Genomic DNA, 19,777 nt, shown 5'->3' on the forward strand with positions numbered 1-19,777 from the left:
AAAAGACACCAAAACATTGCGTTTCGGCGTCAAATGTTGCTAAATTGTAACAAAGTGGCGGCTACCGCCATGAAAGGTGACCAGCTGATGGACACCCTGTGCTTTAAGCCAGAGCTTTAATTCATCGAAAGCCAGCTCATAGTGTTCGAGTTTGTGGCCATCTGACCCTAATGTAAACAAGGTCCCACCAAGCTCTAGCACCATTTTCAGAGCATAAGTATAGAGGTCTAAATGATGGTATAAATGTGTCGACTTGGCATTAATTTCAAAAGCAAGGTCTGCAGCAATCATTTTCTGGAAAATTTCGGTCAATTTTCTTTTATGCTTGTCAAGTGCGGCAGGCTCGACCTCAAATAGCCGGATACCGTAATCAAAATGGGCTAGAACGTGCGCCTGAATCTTATCATTTTGGTCAATGGCATCGCTTAACTCGTCCAGATAGCGACTGAATATCGTATCAAAAGCCATCTCAGCGATAAACTCATCCAAGTAGTCAAATTCGCCATTGTGATGAACGGATAAGAGCTTCAAATCATAGGTTTTATCTGCTAAATAGGTTAAAATTTCTGCTTCTTTAGGTTGATAATAGCCAATTTCAATGCCTTTTAAAATTCGGTTGCCATATTTGAGATTTAACCGGTCAATTTCAGCCGAATACGTTGCATAATCAGGTGCATCTGTGTGACCCGTGACAGGATTAGCCACATCGAAATGCTCTGTCGTCACGACATAGCCTGTTGCATTTTTCAAATAAGCTTCGAAATTTTCTTCAGAATCATAGGAATGGTGGGTATGCAAATGTTGGTCGTAATAAGTCATAGTGTCTCCCCTTCAAGAAAAACCCACTTGACGTAGGTTTGACAGGTTATCTAATTTCAGCACCAAACTCGACTAATTTCTTCGTGATTTTAGTCACAGCTGCTGTGATGTCATCATCTGTTAATTGATTGTCAGCTGATTGGAAAGTCAAGGTATAGGCCAATGATTTTTTGTCTGCTGCGACATTTTCGCCGGTATAGACATCGAAAAGTTCAGCCTTAATCAATGTTTTGACCTTGCTTGATGTAATCACATCGAGAATTGCTTGGTTGGTCGCAGTCCGGTCAACCAAGAGCGCCATATCGCGTTTAGAGGCTTGGAATTTCGGAATATCCGTGAAGATGACTTGTGCGGGTTGTTTTTCTAACAAGGCAGTCAAATCAAGATTCGCCACATAAGTTACGGGAATGTCGTAGGCTTTGGCAGTCGTTGGATGAACTTGACCGATGAAACCAACCTCAACACTATCAACTAAGATACGTGCTGTCCGACCCGGATGGAGTTCAGCAATAGACTGATCTGCTTCAAAACGCACCTTGTCAAATTTAACAAGGAGATTTTCAACCACACCTTTGGCAGCATAGAAATCATAGTCTTTACCAGTCATGGCAATGGCAACCTGTGGTAATTCTGTCGGGCGGTTGTCCGTTTCGTTGCCAAATTTCGCAAAGACTTGACCGATTTCATAGACAGCGAGCGTGTCATTGCCACGCGCCAAGTTATAACGCACGATGTCTAGCATCCCACTGATAAGATTCAAACGGAGTGTGCTGCGTTCTTCACTCATTGGCATAGCAAGTGCTGTGAGATGTTCAGTTGGCAATGTCGTGAATTGCACGGCTTTTTCAGCTGTCGTCAAGGAATAAGAAATCACTTCTGACAAACCAGCACCTTCAAGAGTCGTCCGAACGTCACGGCGGAAGGCTTGCATCGGTGTCAATTCGCCAATCGTGTTGCCAGCTTGTGGCAAGGTATTGGGAATATTGTCATAGCCATAAATCCGTGCCACTTCTTCGACAAGGTCAGCCTCGATTGCGATATCCCAACGGCGTGGTGGGACTGTTACTGCGAAAGTCTCACCAGCAACACTTGTTGCAAAGCCAAGTTTATCGAAAATCGCCACAACATCTGCTGAGTTGAGCGTCAAGCCAAGCGCACGATTGATTTTATCAAGTGTAATTGATACCGTTACCTCTTGGGCAACATAGTCATTGCTTGACACAACGCCAGAAGTAATCGTGCCGCCTGCCAGTTCAACAATCATGGCAGCTGCGTAGTCCAAAGCCACTTCTACATCAGCATGGTTGATGCCTTTTTCAAAACGGGCACTTGATTCAGAACGGAGGTTGAATTTTTGAGACGTTTTACGGATAGATGTCCCGTCAAAAATCGCTGACTCAAGGGCAACACTGGTTGAGCTGTCTGTAATTTCAGTGTTTTCGCCTCCCATCACACCCGCAAGCGCCACAGGTTGACCTCCCACTGTGATGACAATGTCTTCCACTGCTAAATCGCGCACTGCGCCATCCAATGTCGTCAGTTTTTCACCATTTTCAGCTTGACGAACGAGAATTTTCTTCTCGTCGAACTTAGCATAATCAAAGGCGTGAAGCGGTTGACCAAAGTAGAGGAGCACGTAGTTGGTCACGTCCACGACATTGTTAATCGGGCGGATGCCTTCGTTCATCAGGCGGTTTTGGAGCCACTGAGGACTTGGGGCAATGGTGATACCTTCGATAATGCGCATTTTGTAGGTCAAGACTTTGTCTGTCGTGACGTCCACTGCGATTTTTTCTGATGTTTTGGTGTCAGATTCTGTGACGACTTTTTCGTCAAATTTGACTTGTTTGTTATCATAAATCGCTGCGACTTCATGCGCCACACCACGCATAGATAGTGCATCGGCACGGTTGGGTGTGATGGAAAGTTCCAACACCTCATCATTCATCTCTAGGGTGTCAAAAATTTCTGCCCCATTTTCAGCATCAGCTAGTAGGTAATAAATCCCTTCCGCATAGGCTTTGGGAACGATGTTTTCTGGGAAGCCGATTTCTTGGAGGCTGCAGATCATGCCGAGACTTTCAACGCCACGGATTTTGCCTTTTTTGATTTTGTGATTGCCTGCAATTCGCGCACCTGGTAGGGCAACGATGACTTGGATACCCGCTTTAATGTTGGGCGCACCACAGACGATTTGTGTTGGCTGCTCTTCGCCAATGTTGACTTGACAGATGGTCAAGTGCGTTTCTGGAATGATTTCTGTGCTTAATACTTCGCCGACGACTAATTTTGATAGGCCTTGGGCACGTGTTTCAACACCCTCAACTTCAATTCCGCTGGTTGACATTTTTTCTGATAGGTCATGTGAGGTCACATCAATGTTGACGAGCTCTTTTAACCAATTGTATGATACTTGCATTTTATAGACTTTCTCCTTATTTCGACTTCATGCTAACTTTTACAGACAGTTACGACTTCGGCGCACCGCTGTCAGTATCATGCTATTTAAACTGCTCACTCATCCGAGCATCACCAAGATAAAAACCACGAATATCATTAATCCCATATCTCAACATGGCAATCCGCTCTTGACCCAAGCCAAAGGCAAAACCAGAATACTTCTGACTATCGATGCCAGCCATTTCAAGGACATTCGGGTGCACCATACCAGCGCCGAGGACTTCGATCCAGCCGGTCATTTTACAAACATTACAGCCTTTACCGCCACATTTGAAACATGAAATATCCGCTTCGACAGATGGCTCTGTAAATGGGAAGTAGCTAGGGCGCAGACGGATTTTACGTTCGGCGCCAAACATTTTCTTGACAAGCGTATCCAACGTACCCTTGAGGTCACTCATGGCGATATTTTCGTCAATGACAAGCCCCTCGATTTGGTGGAATTGATGACTGTGTGTCGCATCATCCGTATCACGACGGTAAACACGTCCTGGCGAAATCATTTTAAGTGGGCCTTTGGTAAAGTCGTGGGCATCCATTGTCCGCGCTTGCACAGGACTAGTGTGTGTTCGCAACAAAATATCAGAAGTAATATAAAAAGTATCCTGCATATCACGCGCCGGGTGATCCTTAGGCAAATTCATACGCTCAAAGTTATAGTAATCTGTCTCAACTTCGTACCCATCAACAATTTGATAGCCCATGCCAAGGAAAATATCTTCGATTTCTTCCGTCGTTTGGGTCAAAATATGACGATTGCCTTTGGCTACTTTTTTACCCGGCAAAGTTACATCAAGTGTCTCATTTTCAAGCTTTTTGGCAATGATCGTGGCTTCAATTTCAGACTTTTTGCTTTCTAAAAGACTGGTGATTTCATCTCTGAACTCATTAGCCAGAGCGCCTAATTTAGGGCGTTCTTCATTTGATAAGTCCTTCATTCCTTTGAGAATATCCGTCAATTCACCTTTTTTACCTAGAACCGAAACTCGGAAATCATTCAGCGTTTTTTCATCAGCAATTTTGGGCAATTTTTCAAGTGCATGTGTACGCAAATCAGCGATTTTTTCTTGTAAAGTCAATTTTATCTTCTTTCTATTTTGGCATTTACTTTTGTTATTTAAGCAATGACAAGAAAAATACCGCCGTCATCACTCCAACGTAAAGGAGCGAAAACCGCGGTACCATCCTAATTCCTAGATTATTTCTAGCTTAATTATCATTATTTAATTTGATTGAAATTGAATTTCTGCGCCTTGAGGTTAGGAAAATAGATGATTTGTCCGCATAAGCGACGCTTATTTACGGCAAATCCCTAATTTTCTACACCTCAGAACAGTCGCATCAATATCTTGATTGAAGTGAACTTCACAAACCTGCCGCTAAATGGCTCTCAGTCACAACCATTCTCCCTGTCAACTTATCAGTCTGCTACTCTTTTCAATGTATAAGAAAATCATACTAAATTTAGCCGGGTCTGTCAACTTTCCTAGGCAGTTACAATTACCAATATTTAATCCTTTTCCCGATTAAAAATCAAATTCAAAATAATCGCGACAAGCGTTGCCATGACAATCCCGTTATTAAGGAACATTTCCACCGTATCAGGTAGCGCTTGGAAAAGTGTTGTCCCATTAAAGCCGACACCTGACGCGACTGCCATGGCTGCGATGAGGAGGTTGTGTTCATTTTCAAAATCAACACGCCCTAACATCCGAATCCCTTGAATTGTGACCATGCCAAACATAACTAACATGGCACCACCCAGAACAGGTGCGGGGATAATTTGAGCACAGGCACCGAATTTGGGTAGCAGGCCTAAAATCATTAGAAAACCTGCTGTGTAGAAAATCGGACGGCGGGTTTTGATGCCGGATAATTGAACCAAGCCGACATTTTGTGAAAAACCTGTATAAGGGAAGGTGTTGAAAATACCACCCAATGCGACTGCCAAACCTTCCGCCCGGTAGCCATTTCGCAACCGTATTTCAGAGATGTCGTCCCCTGTGATGTCTGAAAGTGCGAGGTAGACGCCCGTCGACTCCACCATGGACACCAAAGAGATAATCGTCATCATCAAAATCGACGAGAAATCAAAGATGGGTTTTCCAAAGAAAAATGGTGTCGGGATATGGAGCAACGGTGCTTGCGCGATTGGTGCGAAGTCGACGAGACCCAGGCAGGCAGCGACGACGGTGCCGATGATGAGCCCGATGAGGATGGCGATGGAGCGGACGAACCCTGTCGTGAGCGCATGAATCAGCAAGATGACAAGGATGGTAATGACCGCTAAAATCACGCTGGAAAGCTCTGGTTTGGGGCTATTGTTACCCATGTTGCCGATGGCAACTGGAATCAGCGTGAGGCCAATCGTTGTGATGACGCTCCCTGTGACGAGCGGCGGGAAAAACTTGCGAATTTTCGAGAAAACGCCTGAAATGAGGACGACAATCAGCCCTGAGACGATGATGGAGCCAAAAATCGCACCTGAACCGTGTTTGGCACCGATGATTGATAGGGGGGCAACAGATTGGAAAGCGACACCAAGGACGACGGGTAAGCCGATGCCGAAGTATTTATTAACTTGGAGTTGTAGGAATGTCGCAATCCCACACATGAAAATATCCGTCGAGATGAGGTAGGTCAGTTCTTTAGTAGAGTAGCCGAGTGCGCCTGCTATCATGATTGGCACTAGGATAGAGCCCGAATACATGGCGAGCAAGTGTTGCAGACCGAGAACTGCTGATTTAGAATGTTTGATTTCTTGCGTTTTCATGTTATAGATCCGCCTCCGCAAAGACGACTTGTCCTTGTTCAAATCCTGCAATTCTAGCTAGGCTGACAACAGGTATGCCCGTTTCTTCGACCAAAGCACGACCCGTCTGAAATGATTTTTCAATCACGATACCGACGCCTGCGATTTGCGCGCCTGCTTCTTTTAAAATATTAATCAAGCCCAGTGCTGCTTGCCCATTTGCCAAGAAATCATCAATAATCAAGACTTTGTCATTTTCTGACAAGAACTTACGTGAGATTTGAACGGTTGACGTGATTTTTTTCGTGAAAGAGTAAACTTCGGCAGTCAGCAATTCGTCATTCATGGTCACGTTCTTGGCTTTTTTAGCGAAAATCATCGGGATGTTAAGTTCTTCGGCAACATAAGCTGCGGGCACATTGCCACTGGCTTCGATTGTCACGACTTTAGTAATCCCACTGTCCGCAAATTTTTGCGCGAACATTTTGCCAATTTGACGCATCAATTTAGGGTCAACTTGGTGGGTTAAAAAACTATCGACTTTGAGGATATCATCTCCCAAAACTGTGCCATCACGCTTAATTCTTGAAATTAGTGCTTCCATCTTCAACTTTCTATTCATTAAATAAAAAAGGCTCTGCGAAAAAACGCAAAGAGCCTGACTCCTTGCTTATTGTTTGGCATTCCGGTGCCAAGTAGAGACGCTCGACCGATTACGAGCATAAATAAGCTGTTATTTTTTAAGATTATTTTGATGTTATCAAGAGGTTTTACACTCTTATTATTTTTAATTGTAACATTTTAGCATTATTTTTGTCAAAAGTGTTTTGACTACAAGCACTAATTTTAATCTACATCAGATGCCTCAAAATTCAGCAAATGATTCAGTGATTGGGCTGCAAGTTTCAAGAATTTTTTTTGAAAAATAGAGGGAGGTTCTGGCTTATCACTCGTCAACCAACAGCTGATAATCGTTAGGATATTACCTATGATTAAATGATATAGGAACTCAGAAGTAATCCCTAACTCAGCGCATACATGGTCAAGCCGATTTTCAAAATAAACCTGAACAAGCGGTAAATACTGTTGATACAAAAATGGCACCCAATCTGGATCAAGTGATGGATTATAGAGGTTTTTTAACCACCTCCTTTTAGCGTAAAGAATTGGAAGTATCTCCTTAGCTATGAATAACAGCATATCTTGGTCATGACTTGCGATAAATGTTGACATTTTTTGTTTACAGTCACGCGCAATTAAGAGATGAACCGTCTGAATAATATCCTCAATCCCATTAAAATGATTTTTGTAAATATTTTGTCGTCTAATCCCTGCCCTTTCAGCTATCTGTTGCATGGTTATTTTTTGAACTGTACCATTTTCCTCAGCTATTAAGAAAAACGAATCGATAATCCTTAACTGTGTCTCACTGATGATTACCATAAAAATCCCCCCCTCTAACTACTATTAGATAGTTAAATTATAACAAAAATTTATCAGAATTTATGGTTTTTCTATCTAAAAAGAGACAGCATGTCCCCTAATTTTCACTATTATGGGGTTAAAACCTCCTATTTTTCAACTATTTAGAAGTATCGAAAGTGACACTGTGTCACACGCTAAAACTTGAAGCTTCTATTTTTGATATGTTAAAATGAAGCTGTAAGATAAAGGGATCTTTTTAAGAACCTTGAAATAAAAAATGCTATGACCATGGCAAAAGACTGATCAGCTTATTTCCTGATTTTCAAAATTATTTTTATCTTATATTGTAGTTATGATTACAGAGAGTAGCAGTTGTTAATGTATTGTTATCTGTTGTATGACCAGCTTTATTTTGGAAAAACTTTTAACTAATAGAGGAGTGAAAAGTATGGGTGTTTTAAAAATCGTTGGCTCTCTTATTCTTATTGGCTTAGGAGCCTGGGGAACTGTCTTAGAGGCAAAATGGTTAAAAGAACAAGCGGATAAGAATAAATAAATTTTATATAAGGAGAATTGACAATGAGAAAATTAGCTAAAGTATTTTTGTGTTGCACTTTATTTCTTGGAATTGGAATAGGTGGCACTGCAACAATTCATGCAAATGATGACATTTCAAAAATTGGTTCATCTAATGATTCCGGACAGCCTATAGTATTTGAGAATATTACTGACATTAACGATATCAATGTTCAAATTGATTCATTTTATCTCAGAAATGCAAACCCATTTTTGAGAGCTAGTGCAGGGACAAAATGGAAAGAGGGTGAGAGTGTAAGTGATGGAAAAGTTGGTTATTATACAACAAGTTACTTCTGGGTAAAAGGAAGCGACATGGTTTCTTGGAACATTGTAGGAAAAGCTGAAAGAAATGCAGTTATAGCCAAATACGGATCAGTTAATTCCAATACATCTTACAAAATGAAAACCACTCAACACATTACATTGAGTGGAAAATGGAGCTATAAAACGATTAGTGCGAATGCATGGTGCTATGGAAAGGATTAATATAATCTTACAATTTCTGTTTATAGATTTTTAGTCTGTTTATCTAATATAAAAAGAAGCCAAGTATTGTATGAAGCTTCTTTTTATTGATATCCTAAACAAAAAACAATGTATATCTAAATTATAGAAACAAAGAATATGCACAGCGAGATTTAAATAAACTTAGGTTATATCGTTTTTACTTCTGATATTATTAGTACCTAAAAAAAGATAATTTTACCAAAAAAATTCAAACATAAAACAAATGGATGCGTTCTGATAATTAAAAAATCATGCAAAAATGGACAAAAAAGACTAAAAAAAGACTTGAAGTGGGCTTAAAGACTTATATGCCACAAATCAGAATCGAACTGACGACCTTCACCTTACCATGGTGCTGCTCTACCGACTGAGCTATTGCGGCGGGTTGATTATTTTGTTTAAGATAGGAATTTAGCTCACTCTACTCTTATTTTAAAGAGCAGCGTGAGGTGGGAATTTTGCAAATTCCCTTTCCGCAGATTCGGGGCAGTGCCCCGAACTCTACCGACTGAGCTATTGCGGCGGGTTAATCATTTTGTTTAAGATAGGAATTTAGCTCACTCTACTCTTATTTTAAAGGGCAGCATGAGGTGGGGTTGCTACCGCTCCCTTAATGAACTATATTGATTATATCAAAGAATAATTTACTTTTCAAGAGTACTTTTTAGCCAATCTTGATTGATATAAGACAAAAAAGCAAAGTTCAACGACTTTGTTTTTGAATTTGTCTTAAACATTTGTGACTTTGATACCTTACAATTAAACATTTCACCTAAGCATTATCCCACTGCCAACTCATAGCAGAAATAACTTTAACACCTACTAACAACAACACCGTCATCAAAAATATCAAACCCATTTTACTCTGAAAAGAGATATTCAAAAAATAATCCAAATGAAGTAATTGCCTAAAACCGTCAATACCGTAAAAAAATGGATTGGTATATACTAAATATCTAAGTGGTATCGGAATATAGTCAACTGGATAGATATAGCCCGAGAAGAATTGAATGATACTAAACATATAAAAAGTTGTTTTAATATTATTTCTTTTGACCGCAAAATAGGCAACTACAAAACCAATGCAATAACTTTGAATCGTCAAAATTAGGATAATCAATATCATCTCAAACAACTTACTTGATAAAACAGAAATATGAAAAAAGTAACTTGAGATACTGAAAGCTAAAATGTTTGAAAAAAAGGAAATCATTATCCAAGGGATCATATTGCCAAGTATAATCCTATTGGGACTAATTCCCATCACTTGATAATAACTTCCTCTACCCATGCGTTTTTCTTCCATAGCATAAATGCTACACATAATCACATTATTCCCGATAAACAAAGTCAATAAAAAAGAAACTAAAACAAAACTGGTTTTGTCATTTTGTGATGTTCCTACTATCGTCATGATTAAAATTGGTAACAATGTCGTCAACGTTCTGACCTGAATAGATAGGGTATCCACACTATTTTTAAACAGTAACTTAAATCTGATTTGCAATAAATATAATAGAGACATCAGCCATTTCCTGCCTTAAAATTTTGATTTGTCATATAGACTATCAATGATATTGATAGTATGAATAAAACAGGTTCAATCCATGAAATCTCTGTTTCACCATTCAATAAAGAAAATGGCAATGCGGTCGGAATCAAATAAAGGAATGTCGCACTCTGACCAAAAAAGTGAATGGGAAACATGATACCTGATACAATAAATAATATATCAATGAAACTATTAAAAATATTGAAAATCTGTTTCTCTTTAAATTTGATTTGTAAAGAGTTGATAAAATTGACAGAGATAAGGACAGAAAAAGCGATCAATAATAGGGGACTGAAAGCTAACTGCTTGACCTCTACTACTTCTAATAAGATGAGTATCCCAATCAAAATACTATATAACATCGCATTGATTGCCAATAATAGACAATTAGACAGTACCCTAAAACTGTAATAGGAACGCCCTGTCAACGTGATATAAGTTGCATAATTATTTTTTAACTCATAATCTGCTATCAAATAGCTGTCAAAAAAAACAGTCGAGCAACACGTCCAAATCATCACTGATACAATGATATTGTTTTGACCTAGATGTAAAAAACGAACTAGAAAAAGTATCGGGAAAATTAAAGAAAACGGTATTCTGACAAAAGTTTGAATGATATTTTCTTTATCCAATAAAATTTTCTTCGTTAAAAGTAAGGTAACAGCACCAATCATTTTAGCCATTCTCTACTTTCAATTCTAAAAACATCTGATAAATTTGTTGCTCTTTCACCAGATCGAATTATCTGATGATGAGGGATATTTATCTCATTTGGACTAACGAACCTTTGAATTAAATTATTTTCTGGCGTATCAGAAAATAATAATTGCCCTTTTTCTAAAAGCGTCTCCCTTATCTCCTGTTCATTACTAACATCAAAATCAATAAATTGCAGTACTTTGGGATACCTATTCATCAACTCGTCTTTACTTTGAGAAAAAACAATCGACGCATCCGCAACCATTGTTACAGTATCAACATACTGACTAACTTCAGCCAAGTTATGTTCCACACTGATAATAGTTAGACCGTCTTTCTGTTTATTTTTCAATATCTCATACATCTTTTTAGTTTGTATTATATCTAGCCCAGTTGTTGGCTCATCAAGAAAAATAATTTTAGGCTCATTTAAAAAAGCACGAATGAAATGTAATTTTTGTAACATACCGTTTGAATAGACCGACAATGTTTTTTCCAAATCCTGATTTGTCAGCTCAAAATCATTCGCTAATTTTTGAATTTTTTCTTTCGCTTTCTCCTTTTTAATACCATAAAGCCTAGCAAAAAACAGACAATTTTCCCAACCTGTTAGTTCTGGAAAAAGTTGTCTTGCATCCGCAGAAACATAATTAATTGATTTTAAATAGTGCTTTTTATTCTTTATAGTAACAGGTAAATCATCAACCTTTAAAACGCCCGAGCTAAGATAATTCAGACCAATCAATGTTTTGAGTAACTGTGTTTTGCCTGACCCATTCTTTCCAAGAATAATATGATAAGAACCAGAATCAAAGTTAAGATTGAGATTGTCTAAATGAAACTCCCCTTTTCTTATCTGTCCATCAATAACCTCAAGACTCATTTTCTCTCCTTATATTTTCAAGATGAATTTTTTTCTCAAAGATGATTGACAGCCATCTTTAAGCGGAGGAAGTAGGGAAACATTTTCATTCCAATCACTGCTCATTCTTTCCTAAAAGCCTTACACGACAACAATCATGTAAGGCTTTTTTATGCTGAAAACAGGGATCGAACCTGCGACCTACGCGTTACGAGTGCGTTGCTCTACCAACTGAGCTATTTCAGCGGGATTAAATTTGATTGTGTGTAAGAAATTTTAGAGGTATTGCTAGTCATTAAAGAGCAACATACGGTGGAAATTCTTCGAATTTCTTTATCCGCAGATTCGAGGCAGTGCCTCGAACTCTACCAACTGAGCTATTTCAGCGGGAGGAATTCATATTTGGGATTAGAAATTTTAAAAGCGTTGTTCTTCAGGAAAGAGCAACATGCGGAGGAAATTCTACGATTTTCTTTATCCGCAGATTCGAGGCAGTGCCTCGAACTTCTACCCTATCATTTTACCTAAAAATCGGCAGTTTGACAAGAAATTTTATTAAAAAAATAAAGATAGATTTTTTCACCTATCTTTACTTGTGTTTTATTTCAAAGTTTCCGCCATCATCGCATGCAATGTTTGAACATCTTCAACTTTTGTATCGCCTGTTGTTTTGTCAATGATAGATGAATAAACGTGTGGGATAATTTTCTTAACACCTGCATCGACAGCGATTTGGACGATTTCTTGGAAGTTCTCTAAATCAATGCCACCAGTTGGTTCAAGATAGAAATCATTTTCAGCACAAGCTTTCGCTACTGCTTTATATTCTTCAATATGTGCAAGTCCTTTCATATTGAAGAATTTAATTGAGCTGCCGCCCATATCTTTCAGCAAAGCAATCGCTGTTTCAATCGGCACGATGCCTGCTGGTGCTTGTGAGGATAGCGGACCTGTCGCTAGATTAACCATGCCGACTGTACCTGTTGGTGATACAAGACCATTGATGATGGTCTCATCTTGCCCTAAAAGTGCACGACTGGCACCAACGCCTGTGAAAACTTGGTTGACGTGCTGTGGTTGTAAAACTTTTGATAAACGAGCGACCATTGCTGATTGATTGGGGTCGCCTGCGCCAAGTCCGACTGACAAAGCGTTATCCGTCGCCTCAATATAGCGCTGCATGTCTTCAATCGCTGCCTCATCTGTGTCATAATTTTTTGACAGTACGCCAAGGACAACATGCCCTTGCGCGGCATCGTAGCAGGCTTTGGCATTTTCAACTGAATTTGCCAAAACGTTCAAGCAAAGCCGGTCTTCAAGGTAGTTAGGTGTTTTTTTCATTGTATTTTTCTCTCCTTATACGATCTGGTAGCTACTCAAGATGCCATAATCGTCTGTAATTTTGTGATAATTGCGGTCATTTCTGCCGCATCAACAGCGCGAATATCAAATTCTATGATGCCGTTATTGGCTTGATATTCACGGGTGTAAATTGCTAAATCTCCTACTTTTAGAGCTGAAATTACTGCCAAGGCTGACAGCTTGTCTGAGGTCACTTTGACACTCGCCCTGAAAATATCCCGACCCGCAGAATCTTGAACAAGTTGCGCCGACAAACCAGAGATAGCATTGAGTTGGTCGATAAATGGTGTTAATCTAGCAATCATGTGTTCGCCAGACTCACTACCATTTGACAAGTATTCCTCTAAAGCCGTCACAAATCCGATAATATTATCCTTACCGATTTTCATGGCACGACCGATGCCTTTATTTTGAAGTTGAACCCATGGAACATAAGGGTTACGCCCTACAACAACAGCACTTGACGGCGCTTCAATCGCTTTAGCACCTGAATAAATGACCAAATCAGCCCCTTGGGCATAGTATTTTTTCAAATCTTCTTCGGCTGCTACATCAACAATCAAAGGCAGACCATATTTTTTAGCAATCTCAGACATTTGCGGAATCGTCAACATGCTTTTTTGAACTGTGTGATGACTCTTAATATAGAGCAAAGCTGCGGTCTTGTCTGTTATCTCAATTTCGACTTGCTCTGGCGTGCATTCATTTGCCCACCCCGCCTCGACAAGTTTGCCACCGCCAAGTGTGACCATGACTTCAACACCTGTACCATAATTGACATTATGACCTTTAGGAATAATAATCTCACGTTTGCTAATGCGATCTGTCAAATGGTGATAAGTATGGTAGACATCTCCTTGCCCAATGACAGCGGCTGTCGATAAAGCAATCCCACTACTCGCACTTGACACAATTGTCGCATTTTCAGCGCCCAATAAATCAGCAACATATTGTCCTGACTTGACCGTTAAGTCCGCCATTTCAAAAAAAGTCTGGCCAGCTGCTTTTTGTGCTGCTGCAACCTGATCGCTGACTTTAGAAACACCTAAAATTGTCATTTTACCAGAGGCATTGATGACTTTTTTTAGACCAAATTTTCCATGATTATCCATTAATTTTTTCACTTTCTATTTCATACAGTGTGCCAGCAATCACTGCTGCTGTTGGCTGAATCTGTACAGTGGTTTCAACCATTTCTTGATTAGAATCCTCTAACACTTTATTGCCACCATTTTTGACTTGGAAAAAAGTTAAATCAGCATCAAACCCAACTGCTAACTGGCCTTTTGTCTTTAATCTTAAGGCTTCAGCTGGCGTTTTTGTTACGCGATCAACAACTTGTTTGAGAGAATAGCCAACATAGATTAACTTTTCCATGGTCGTAGCAAGATTATAAACGGGACCATTGAGACGATTTCTGGCGTAAATATCCGTTGAAATCGAATCCGCCAAGATAGCTTCTGATTTTGCTTGAAAGGCAACTTGGAAATTGAAGCTGTCTGTTCCGTGACCAATATCAAAATGAACACCAGTTTCATAAGCTTTTTTAGCAAAATCTTTGATTTGTCCATTTTGATCCAAGATGCCATTATCTTTTCCATTGAAACAATGCGTTACAATATCTCCTGCTTCCAAATAGAGCATCAGTTCTTCTAGCTCAACTGGGGCAGAACCAATATGCACCATCAAAGGTAAATCAGTTTTCTTTTGCAATTCTTTCGCCATAATGAGTGGTTTGACACCATTTTGACCAATGACGCTCTTGCTCATGCGTGCTTTGATACCAATGATAAAATCATCAAGTTCAGCTATCCGCTCAAGATTTTTAGCTTCATTAACTTTTGTCAAATCAGCTAATTCATCTTGAGAAACGATGCCGTCCTTAGAAATATTCATGAGGGCATAAACATTTGTTTTAACCTTTCTTGCCATTTCACGAAAATCTTTGATATTATTTTCTCCTGTTGAACCCGCATCAACAATAGTTGTGACACCATTTTTGACACCGACTTCATCTGGATAATCATAATAAAGTGTCATATTTTCATAGCAATGTACATGGGCATCAATCCAGCCCGCAGATACAAAGTCTCCCTGAGCATCAAAATAGTCTTTCGCTTTATCCCTGATTTCCGGCGCAATCGCTGTGATTTTACCCGCTGTAATCGCAATTTCAACAGGGGCATTTTCAAGCGTTCTTGCGTTTTTGATGATTAAATCATACATCTCCATACCTTATATTTCCTAACTTTTAGAACTCTAACGCTCTCATTTAAACCGAAACTTTGTCCATGGCAAAACGTAGTCTAAAAGGACAAGTTCTGTTTCTTTGATACTGCCGATTTTATTTTTTCGAGTGTCTGAGTGTGGTGTTAAAACAATTTGTAACTCATTTTTATACTTGCCAAACTCATCATTGCCAATCACGATATCACCTCTTTGGAAGATGCTATCATGGTCATGTTTTGGATTGCTTTCCTTATAAGCTTTTCTGACTTGCGTTGACCGCACCATCTGTGACGTGATATCACCGCGTCTAAAATGTTGATTGTCTAGCGCAATTTCACGTTCTATTGGATTAACAGTTGGCAAGAAATCAAGCGTAAACTCGATTTGATAACGATTAAGCTGACCAAGTGCGATTAATTCTTCCTCACTAGCATAGGCATTTCCGATAATCACATCATCAATTAACCCTGTCGCAAACAAATGTTTAGCCTGTACCTCAATCGGAAGTTGACGGTGCATTTCAAGTGTTGGCAAGCCATCATTGATATCCCACGGTCCACCTGTCGCAACTTGACTGCTAACAAAAGCTGCTGTCCTAATGCCATATTTTTTGAACCGTTTTGAACAAGCGTTGAAAAAGTCTAAAGGCAAGGCACTGCCCGCTTGAGGGTAAAAATTATGGCAGCCATAAATGAAAGGCTTGTTTGCCTCATAAGTCAAAATATTATCCAGATAGGCCACGTCATTGCTCATATTGAGCTCGATAATTAAACCATGGGGATTGAAGGATAGGGTTGCTTCCTTATTCCCATCAAACCCAGCGTCTAAACGCAAGCCATCTGCTCCTAATTCGGCAAAAAAACTTAAATCATCATAGGAAATGCCAAGCTCATCAAAAATATTGGGTGCAATATCTAAAATCACTTCGTAACCTAATTTTTTCGCTGCTGTAATTATTTTTGAGAATTTTGTAGCAACTGCCTGCTTACCTTCTGTTACTTCCAACATGGACATAAAAATACGTTCAAAACCTTGCATTTGCGCAAAGCTAATATAGGCTAAATCTTCTTCAAAGACACTATTATCTGGATAAACAGATAGGCCTAGTCTTCTAAACATGTGGTTCTCCCTTTCTGCGATTTCATTTCTTGAAATCTTGAAACTTGACCTCCGCTCACGCTCCGTCCAAACGGGGGCATTCACAAACTTTTTCCACCCAAAGCTTAATTTTTCCTATCTTCCCAGTCATTCATCTTTTTGTGATAGCGCCAAAAAATGGTACAGGCACTCATCATAGAGATGATGATCACAAAATAGACGAGGTGAGTTAAAATCGTCAATCCCATTGCGAGTAAAATGGCTAGCAAACAAAGGATAACTAATTTTAACATGGAAAGTGTTTTAACGGCTGTCGGCACATGATTTTTTTCTAAACAAAACAGGCTGACGATAAATGTAAGCGCTGAAATAATCGCAACATCATAAGTCATCTTTTCTTCTTTCTTCACTTTAACTTGCTAAATTACAATCTTGACATTAAGCTTCCGCTGCTTCACTGGCCAGCTGTTCTTTTTCAAACACCTTGAAAAATGGATAATAAATGACCAGACTCACGAAGAAATTAATCACAACCAAAATTGCTGCCATTACATTAAAGTTTGTCACAGCCCAAGCGCCAATTGGTGATGGTACTGTAAAGACGGTTCTTGACACGGTCATCGGAATCAGATGAGTCATCGTCGCAATATAAGCAATAACCGTCATAGCCATTGGTGCTAGTATAAACGGTATGGCTAGCGTTGGGTTCATCACAATTGGAGCACCAAAAATGATGGGCTCATTGATATTAAACAAGCCGGGTAAGAAACCAATTCTGCCCAATTCTTTTAAATATGCCGATTTAGAATTTAAGAATAGGCAAATCAGCGCTAGTGTTGCACCGGCACCGCCAATCCACACAAACCACTGTAAAAACATTTCTGTAAAGACATTTGGCATATCAGTTGCAGGTACATGGTCTGCAAAGGCATCGATATTTTGCTGAATCGAAATTTCCCAGAAAGGTCGGATAACTGGCCCCATAATCGCTGGACCATGAATACCCAAAATCCAGAAAGAACAGATCAAAAGAACTGTGAGAAGACCTCCTAAGAGGCTATTACCCGCTAAAAATCCTTGCAAAGGCATCAACAGATTGGATAAGGTGGCATTAATATCAAAGCCAACAATATGCCGAATAACCCAGAAGAAAATTAAGCAAGTCGCTGCAGGAAACAAGGCAACAAATGAATTGGCAACTTCTGGTGGTACACCTTCTGGCATTTTAATCGTGATATTTTTAACTTTCATAAAACGATAAATCTCAACCGAAATTAAGGCTGTAACAATCGCACCAAAAAGAGATTGTGCACCTAAATTGGCAATATTGAGATAACGCCCTGCTGCAACGATTTCTAACTTATTTGTTCCTAGATTTGTAGTTGAAACATCTTCCCATAGACGAGCAGGCACGATACTCGTCACGATAAAGGACATCACAGCAATAATTCCCGCTGTTAATTGGTCAAGTTTATAGCTTAGCGCAAGTGAACTTGCAATCCCAAATGTCGCATAAAGTGCCAAAATACCAACTGTGAACCGATAAGGAACGTCTAAAATCGGCAAGTAGGGTGCCAATTTTTCAGCAACTGCTGGAATAGGAAAATTGAGGAAAATGACAAAGAATGAACCAACCAAAGTCAATGGCAAGGTCGAAATAATCCCTTTTCTGACAGCAAGCATATGCCGCTGTCCGCCTACCTTGGCAGCAATTGGCGACACCTTTTGCTCCAAAAACGTAATTAATCCGTTCATATAAACTCCTTAGTCTATGATACTCACATCACGACAAAACCACTATAGATTTCGGCTGATTCTAGACGTTTTTAGTCAGCGAGTATACTTGTTGGAAAATATTTTTTGATATTAGACGATTGTCAATAATTCAATCGCACGCGCGGCATCTTCATGAATAACTGGGAAGAATGCGCCTAATACCATCGCACCTAGAATAGCACCTCCAGCGATTGGTTTTTCCCATTTATAAAAGATTAATGCGCCGATGGTTGCCCCAATACCGACAGGAATAGAGGCAATCGTTGCCGATAAAATAATCAGAGGTCCTAGGAATCGACCGGCTGAATTTCCCGCCCCCATCATAATATCCGCACCAAATGTGCAGTTAGCGGAATTCACCGTAAATTTCCTAATCGCAATGATAATCGCCCCAATCAGTAGTCCAATGCCCCCACCAGTCAGCAAGGCTAATGGGAAATTTTTTATCGGTGCCTCAACACCCACACTCATCAATAGTGCTGGAATCCCAATCCCAACACCTGTCAATAACGAACCACCCAAATCCAAAATTCCGACCAGGGAGCCCTCTAAGATCCGCGCAAACAAGAAACTTGCGCCAAAAGCTGCAGCTGCGCCATAGCCCTCGCCGTCCATGCCTGCTTTTAACATGGCAACGACTGATACTTCATTAAAAGCACCAACACCATAGGTCACATACATATGTGTCCCTGCAAAGGCTGCAGCACCCATTAGCCCCACGATAATCGGAAAAGCCCAATCTGCATACCAAAAACTCGTCGCTTTTTTGGCCTCTATTTCACGCTGCTCAATCTCCCATTGTTCTTTCGATTCCATTTTTTACCTCCATTTTTTATATTACGGCTAACTTTTGATGTCTATTGTTTCACGGTAAAGATATCGTGGAAATTTTGTAGCCAGTTTGGCACATCCAGTTTAAATTGTTCAATCATGTTCAAATCGAAACCGCGGAAGAAAGCACTCAAAACAAATAGGATGATTACCGTAACGAATAATATTTTAGTGAGTTTACTCCAGCCTAACTCGTCAACCCCTTTACCGACAAGAATCCCTAAGACAACACCCGGCACCGCATTGCCCATGATTAACTGTGCAAGTCCACCAAATAATGTTCCCCAGAAACCAGTTCTTTTGCCTGCATCCAAGGCAGCTAGCCAAAAAACAATCGGCATCACTGTACTAATTAGCAAGGTTGCGGCTGGCACCAGAACATCCACCGCTGTGACTTGTAAACTCGGTGGAATAGCTGATGAGGTCGCATTTAAAAAGGTCACAATCGCAGCACCAATCACTGCGCCCACAATCGCCATTCTTTTCGGATTGTGGACGGTTTCTGAAATATTTTTATTTCTCGATAGCAAGGCTGCCGCTGCCCAGTTTGGCAAAATACGGTGGGTCACATCTTGCGTATAAGCCCCCGCACCAACTGCTGATGCCCAGGCGTTAAAGAAGAACCCTAAACCAAACGAAAAGTGGGAGGCAGCATCGCCTTCACAGGCATTCATTTCGCCCAATGTTCTGAAAGCGCCTAAGGCCTGAACCGTAGGTGAATGGAACATTCTTGCGGCACCCAACGCTGCCGCAAACCCCATTAGTCCGCCAATAATCACGGACTTTAAGATAACAATTATAATCTCCAATGTTTTTCCTCCAT

The 19,777-nt window shown here is 40.0% G+C and carries 18 protein-coding genes, 2 tRNA genes and 1 riboswitch; of the genes, 1 reads left to right on the forward strand and 19 read right to left on the reverse strand.

All coding sequences use genetic code 11. From position 1 onward, the window contains the following. Window positions 1–39 precede the first annotated feature (39 nt). The 6 genes from RsY01_RS06695 to RsY01_RS06720 form a co-directional block, all read right to left on the reverse strand. The gene (locus RsY01_RS06695) at window positions 40–819 is read right to left on the reverse strand and encodes a PHP domain-containing protein (RefSeq protein ID WP_094784790.1); all 780 of its coding nucleotides are present in this window, start codon (window positions 817–819) and stop codon (window positions 40–42) included. 46 nt (window positions 820–865) lie between these two features. Beyond that, window positions 866–3,238 (reverse strand): phenylalanine--tRNA ligase subunit beta, encoded by a 2,373-nt coding sequence (gene pheT / locus RsY01_RS06700; RefSeq protein WP_094784791.1) that lies wholly within the window; start codon window positions 3,236–3,238, stop codon window positions 866–868. Window positions 3,239–3,320: 82 nt separating this feature from the next. Next, entirely contained in the window at window positions 3,321–4,358 is a 1,038-nt protein-coding gene (pheS, locus tag RsY01_RS06705) for a phenylalanine--tRNA ligase subunit alpha (RefSeq protein WP_094784792.1), read from the reverse strand. 431 nt (window positions 4,359–4,789) lie between these two features. After that, the gene (locus RsY01_RS06710) at window positions 4,790–6,052 is read right to left on the reverse strand and encodes a nucleobase:cation symporter-2 family protein (RefSeq protein WP_094784793.1); all 1,263 of its coding nucleotides are present in this window, start codon (window positions 6,050–6,052) and stop codon (window positions 4,790–4,792) included. A gap of 1 nt (window position 6,053) precedes the next feature. Then, window positions 6,054–6,635 (reverse strand): xanthine phosphoribosyltransferase, encoded by a 582-nt coding sequence (locus RsY01_RS06715; protein WP_094784794.1) that lies wholly within the window; start codon window positions 6,633–6,635, stop codon window positions 6,054–6,056. A 49-nt stretch (window positions 6,636–6,684) separates the two neighbouring features. Next, a riboswitch (purine riboswitch) is annotated at window positions 6,685–6,780 on the reverse strand. Window positions 6,781–6,877: 97 nt separating this feature from the next. Then, entirely contained in the window at window positions 6,878–7,474 is a 597-nt protein-coding gene (locus tag RsY01_RS06720) for a TetR/AcrR family transcriptional regulator (protein WP_094784795.1), read from the reverse strand. 561 nt (window positions 7,475–8,035) lie between these two features. Here RsY01_RS06720 and RsY01_RS06725 point away from each other — a divergent pair. Continuing rightward, entirely contained in the window at window positions 8,036–8,521 is a 486-nt protein-coding gene (locus tag RsY01_RS06725; protein ID WP_094784796.1) for a hypothetical protein, read from the forward strand. A 330-nt stretch (window positions 8,522–8,851) separates the two neighbouring features. On the opposite strand, the gene RsY01_RS06730 is transcribed toward RsY01_RS06725, so the two are convergent. The 13 genes from RsY01_RS06730 to RsY01_RS06790 form a co-directional block, all read right to left on the reverse strand. Continuing rightward, window positions 8,852–8,924, reverse strand: a tRNA-Thr gene (locus tag RsY01_RS06730). 390 nt (window positions 8,925–9,314) lie between these two features. Beyond that, window positions 9,315–10,067 (reverse strand): ABC transporter permease, encoded by a 753-nt coding sequence (locus RsY01_RS06735; RefSeq protein WP_094784797.1) that lies wholly within the window; start codon window positions 10,065–10,067, stop codon window positions 9,315–9,317. Then, a complete protein-coding gene (locus RsY01_RS06740) occupies window positions 10,067–10,780 on the reverse strand; it encodes a hypothetical protein (protein ID WP_094784798.1) in 714 nt (237 codons plus the stop codon). Before RsY01_RS06740 ends, RsY01_RS06735 begins: the two co-directional genes overlap by 1 nt. Beyond that, on the reverse strand, window positions 10,768–11,679 hold the full coding sequence (locus tag RsY01_RS06745) for an ATP-binding cassette domain-containing protein (protein WP_094784799.1): 912 nt from the start codon (window positions 11,677–11,679) through the stop codon (window positions 10,768–10,770). The genes RsY01_RS06740 and RsY01_RS06745 overlap by 13 nt, the downstream gene beginning before the upstream one ends. Before the next feature lie 152 nt (window positions 11,680–11,831). Beyond that, window positions 11,832–11,904 (reverse strand) — tRNA-Thr (locus tag RsY01_RS06750). A 354-nt stretch (window positions 11,905–12,258) separates the two neighbouring features. Next, a complete protein-coding gene (dagF, locus tag RsY01_RS06755; protein WP_094784800.1) occupies window positions 12,259–12,999 on the reverse strand; it encodes a 2-dehydro-3-deoxy-phosphogluconate aldolase in 741 nt (246 codons plus the stop codon). A gap of 35 nt (window positions 13,000–13,034) precedes the next feature. Beyond that, entirely contained in the window at window positions 13,035–14,132 is a 1,098-nt protein-coding gene (locus RsY01_RS06760) for a DgaE family pyridoxal phosphate-dependent ammonia lyase (protein WP_094784801.1), read from the reverse strand. After that, window positions 14,125–15,246, reverse strand: coding sequence for an amidohydrolase/deacetylase family metallohydrolase (locus RsY01_RS06765; RefSeq protein WP_094784958.1), 1,122 nt, complete (start codon window positions 15,244–15,246; stop codon window positions 14,125–14,127). The genes RsY01_RS06760 and RsY01_RS06765 overlap by 8 nt, the downstream gene beginning before the upstream one ends. 42 nt (window positions 15,247–15,288) lie before the next feature. After that, window positions 15,289–16,368: a DUF871 domain-containing protein gene (locus tag RsY01_RS06770; protein WP_094784802.1), complete on the reverse strand. Its 1,080-nt coding sequence runs from the start codon at window positions 16,366–16,368 to the stop codon at window positions 15,289–15,291. Window positions 16,369–16,472: 104 nt separating this feature from the next. Then, entirely contained in the window at window positions 16,473–16,757 is a 285-nt protein-coding gene (locus tag RsY01_RS06775) for a hypothetical protein (RefSeq protein WP_238594958.1), read from the reverse strand. Between the two features lie 28 nt (window positions 16,758–16,785). Then, the gene (locus tag RsY01_RS06780) at window positions 16,786–18,102 is read right to left on the reverse strand and encodes a PTS sugar transporter subunit IIC (RefSeq protein WP_094784804.1); all 1,317 of its coding nucleotides are present in this window, start codon (window positions 18,100–18,102) and stop codon (window positions 16,786–16,788) included. A gap of 111 nt (window positions 18,103–18,213) precedes the next feature. Further along, entirely contained in the window at window positions 18,214–18,939 is a 726-nt protein-coding gene (locus tag RsY01_RS06785; protein ID WP_094784805.1) for a DUF4310 family protein, read from the reverse strand. A gap of 41 nt (window positions 18,940–18,980) precedes the next feature. After that, entirely contained in the window at window positions 18,981–19,763 is a 783-nt protein-coding gene (locus tag RsY01_RS06790) for a DUF4311 domain-containing protein (RefSeq protein ID WP_094784806.1), read from the reverse strand. Window positions 19,764–19,777: the final 14 nt, after the last annotated feature.

It is taken from the genome of Pseudolactococcus reticulitermitis, assembly GCF_002260845.1.
Taxonomy (GTDB): Bacteria; Bacillota; Bacilli; order Lactobacillales; family Streptococcaceae; genus Pseudolactococcus; species Pseudolactococcus reticulitermitis.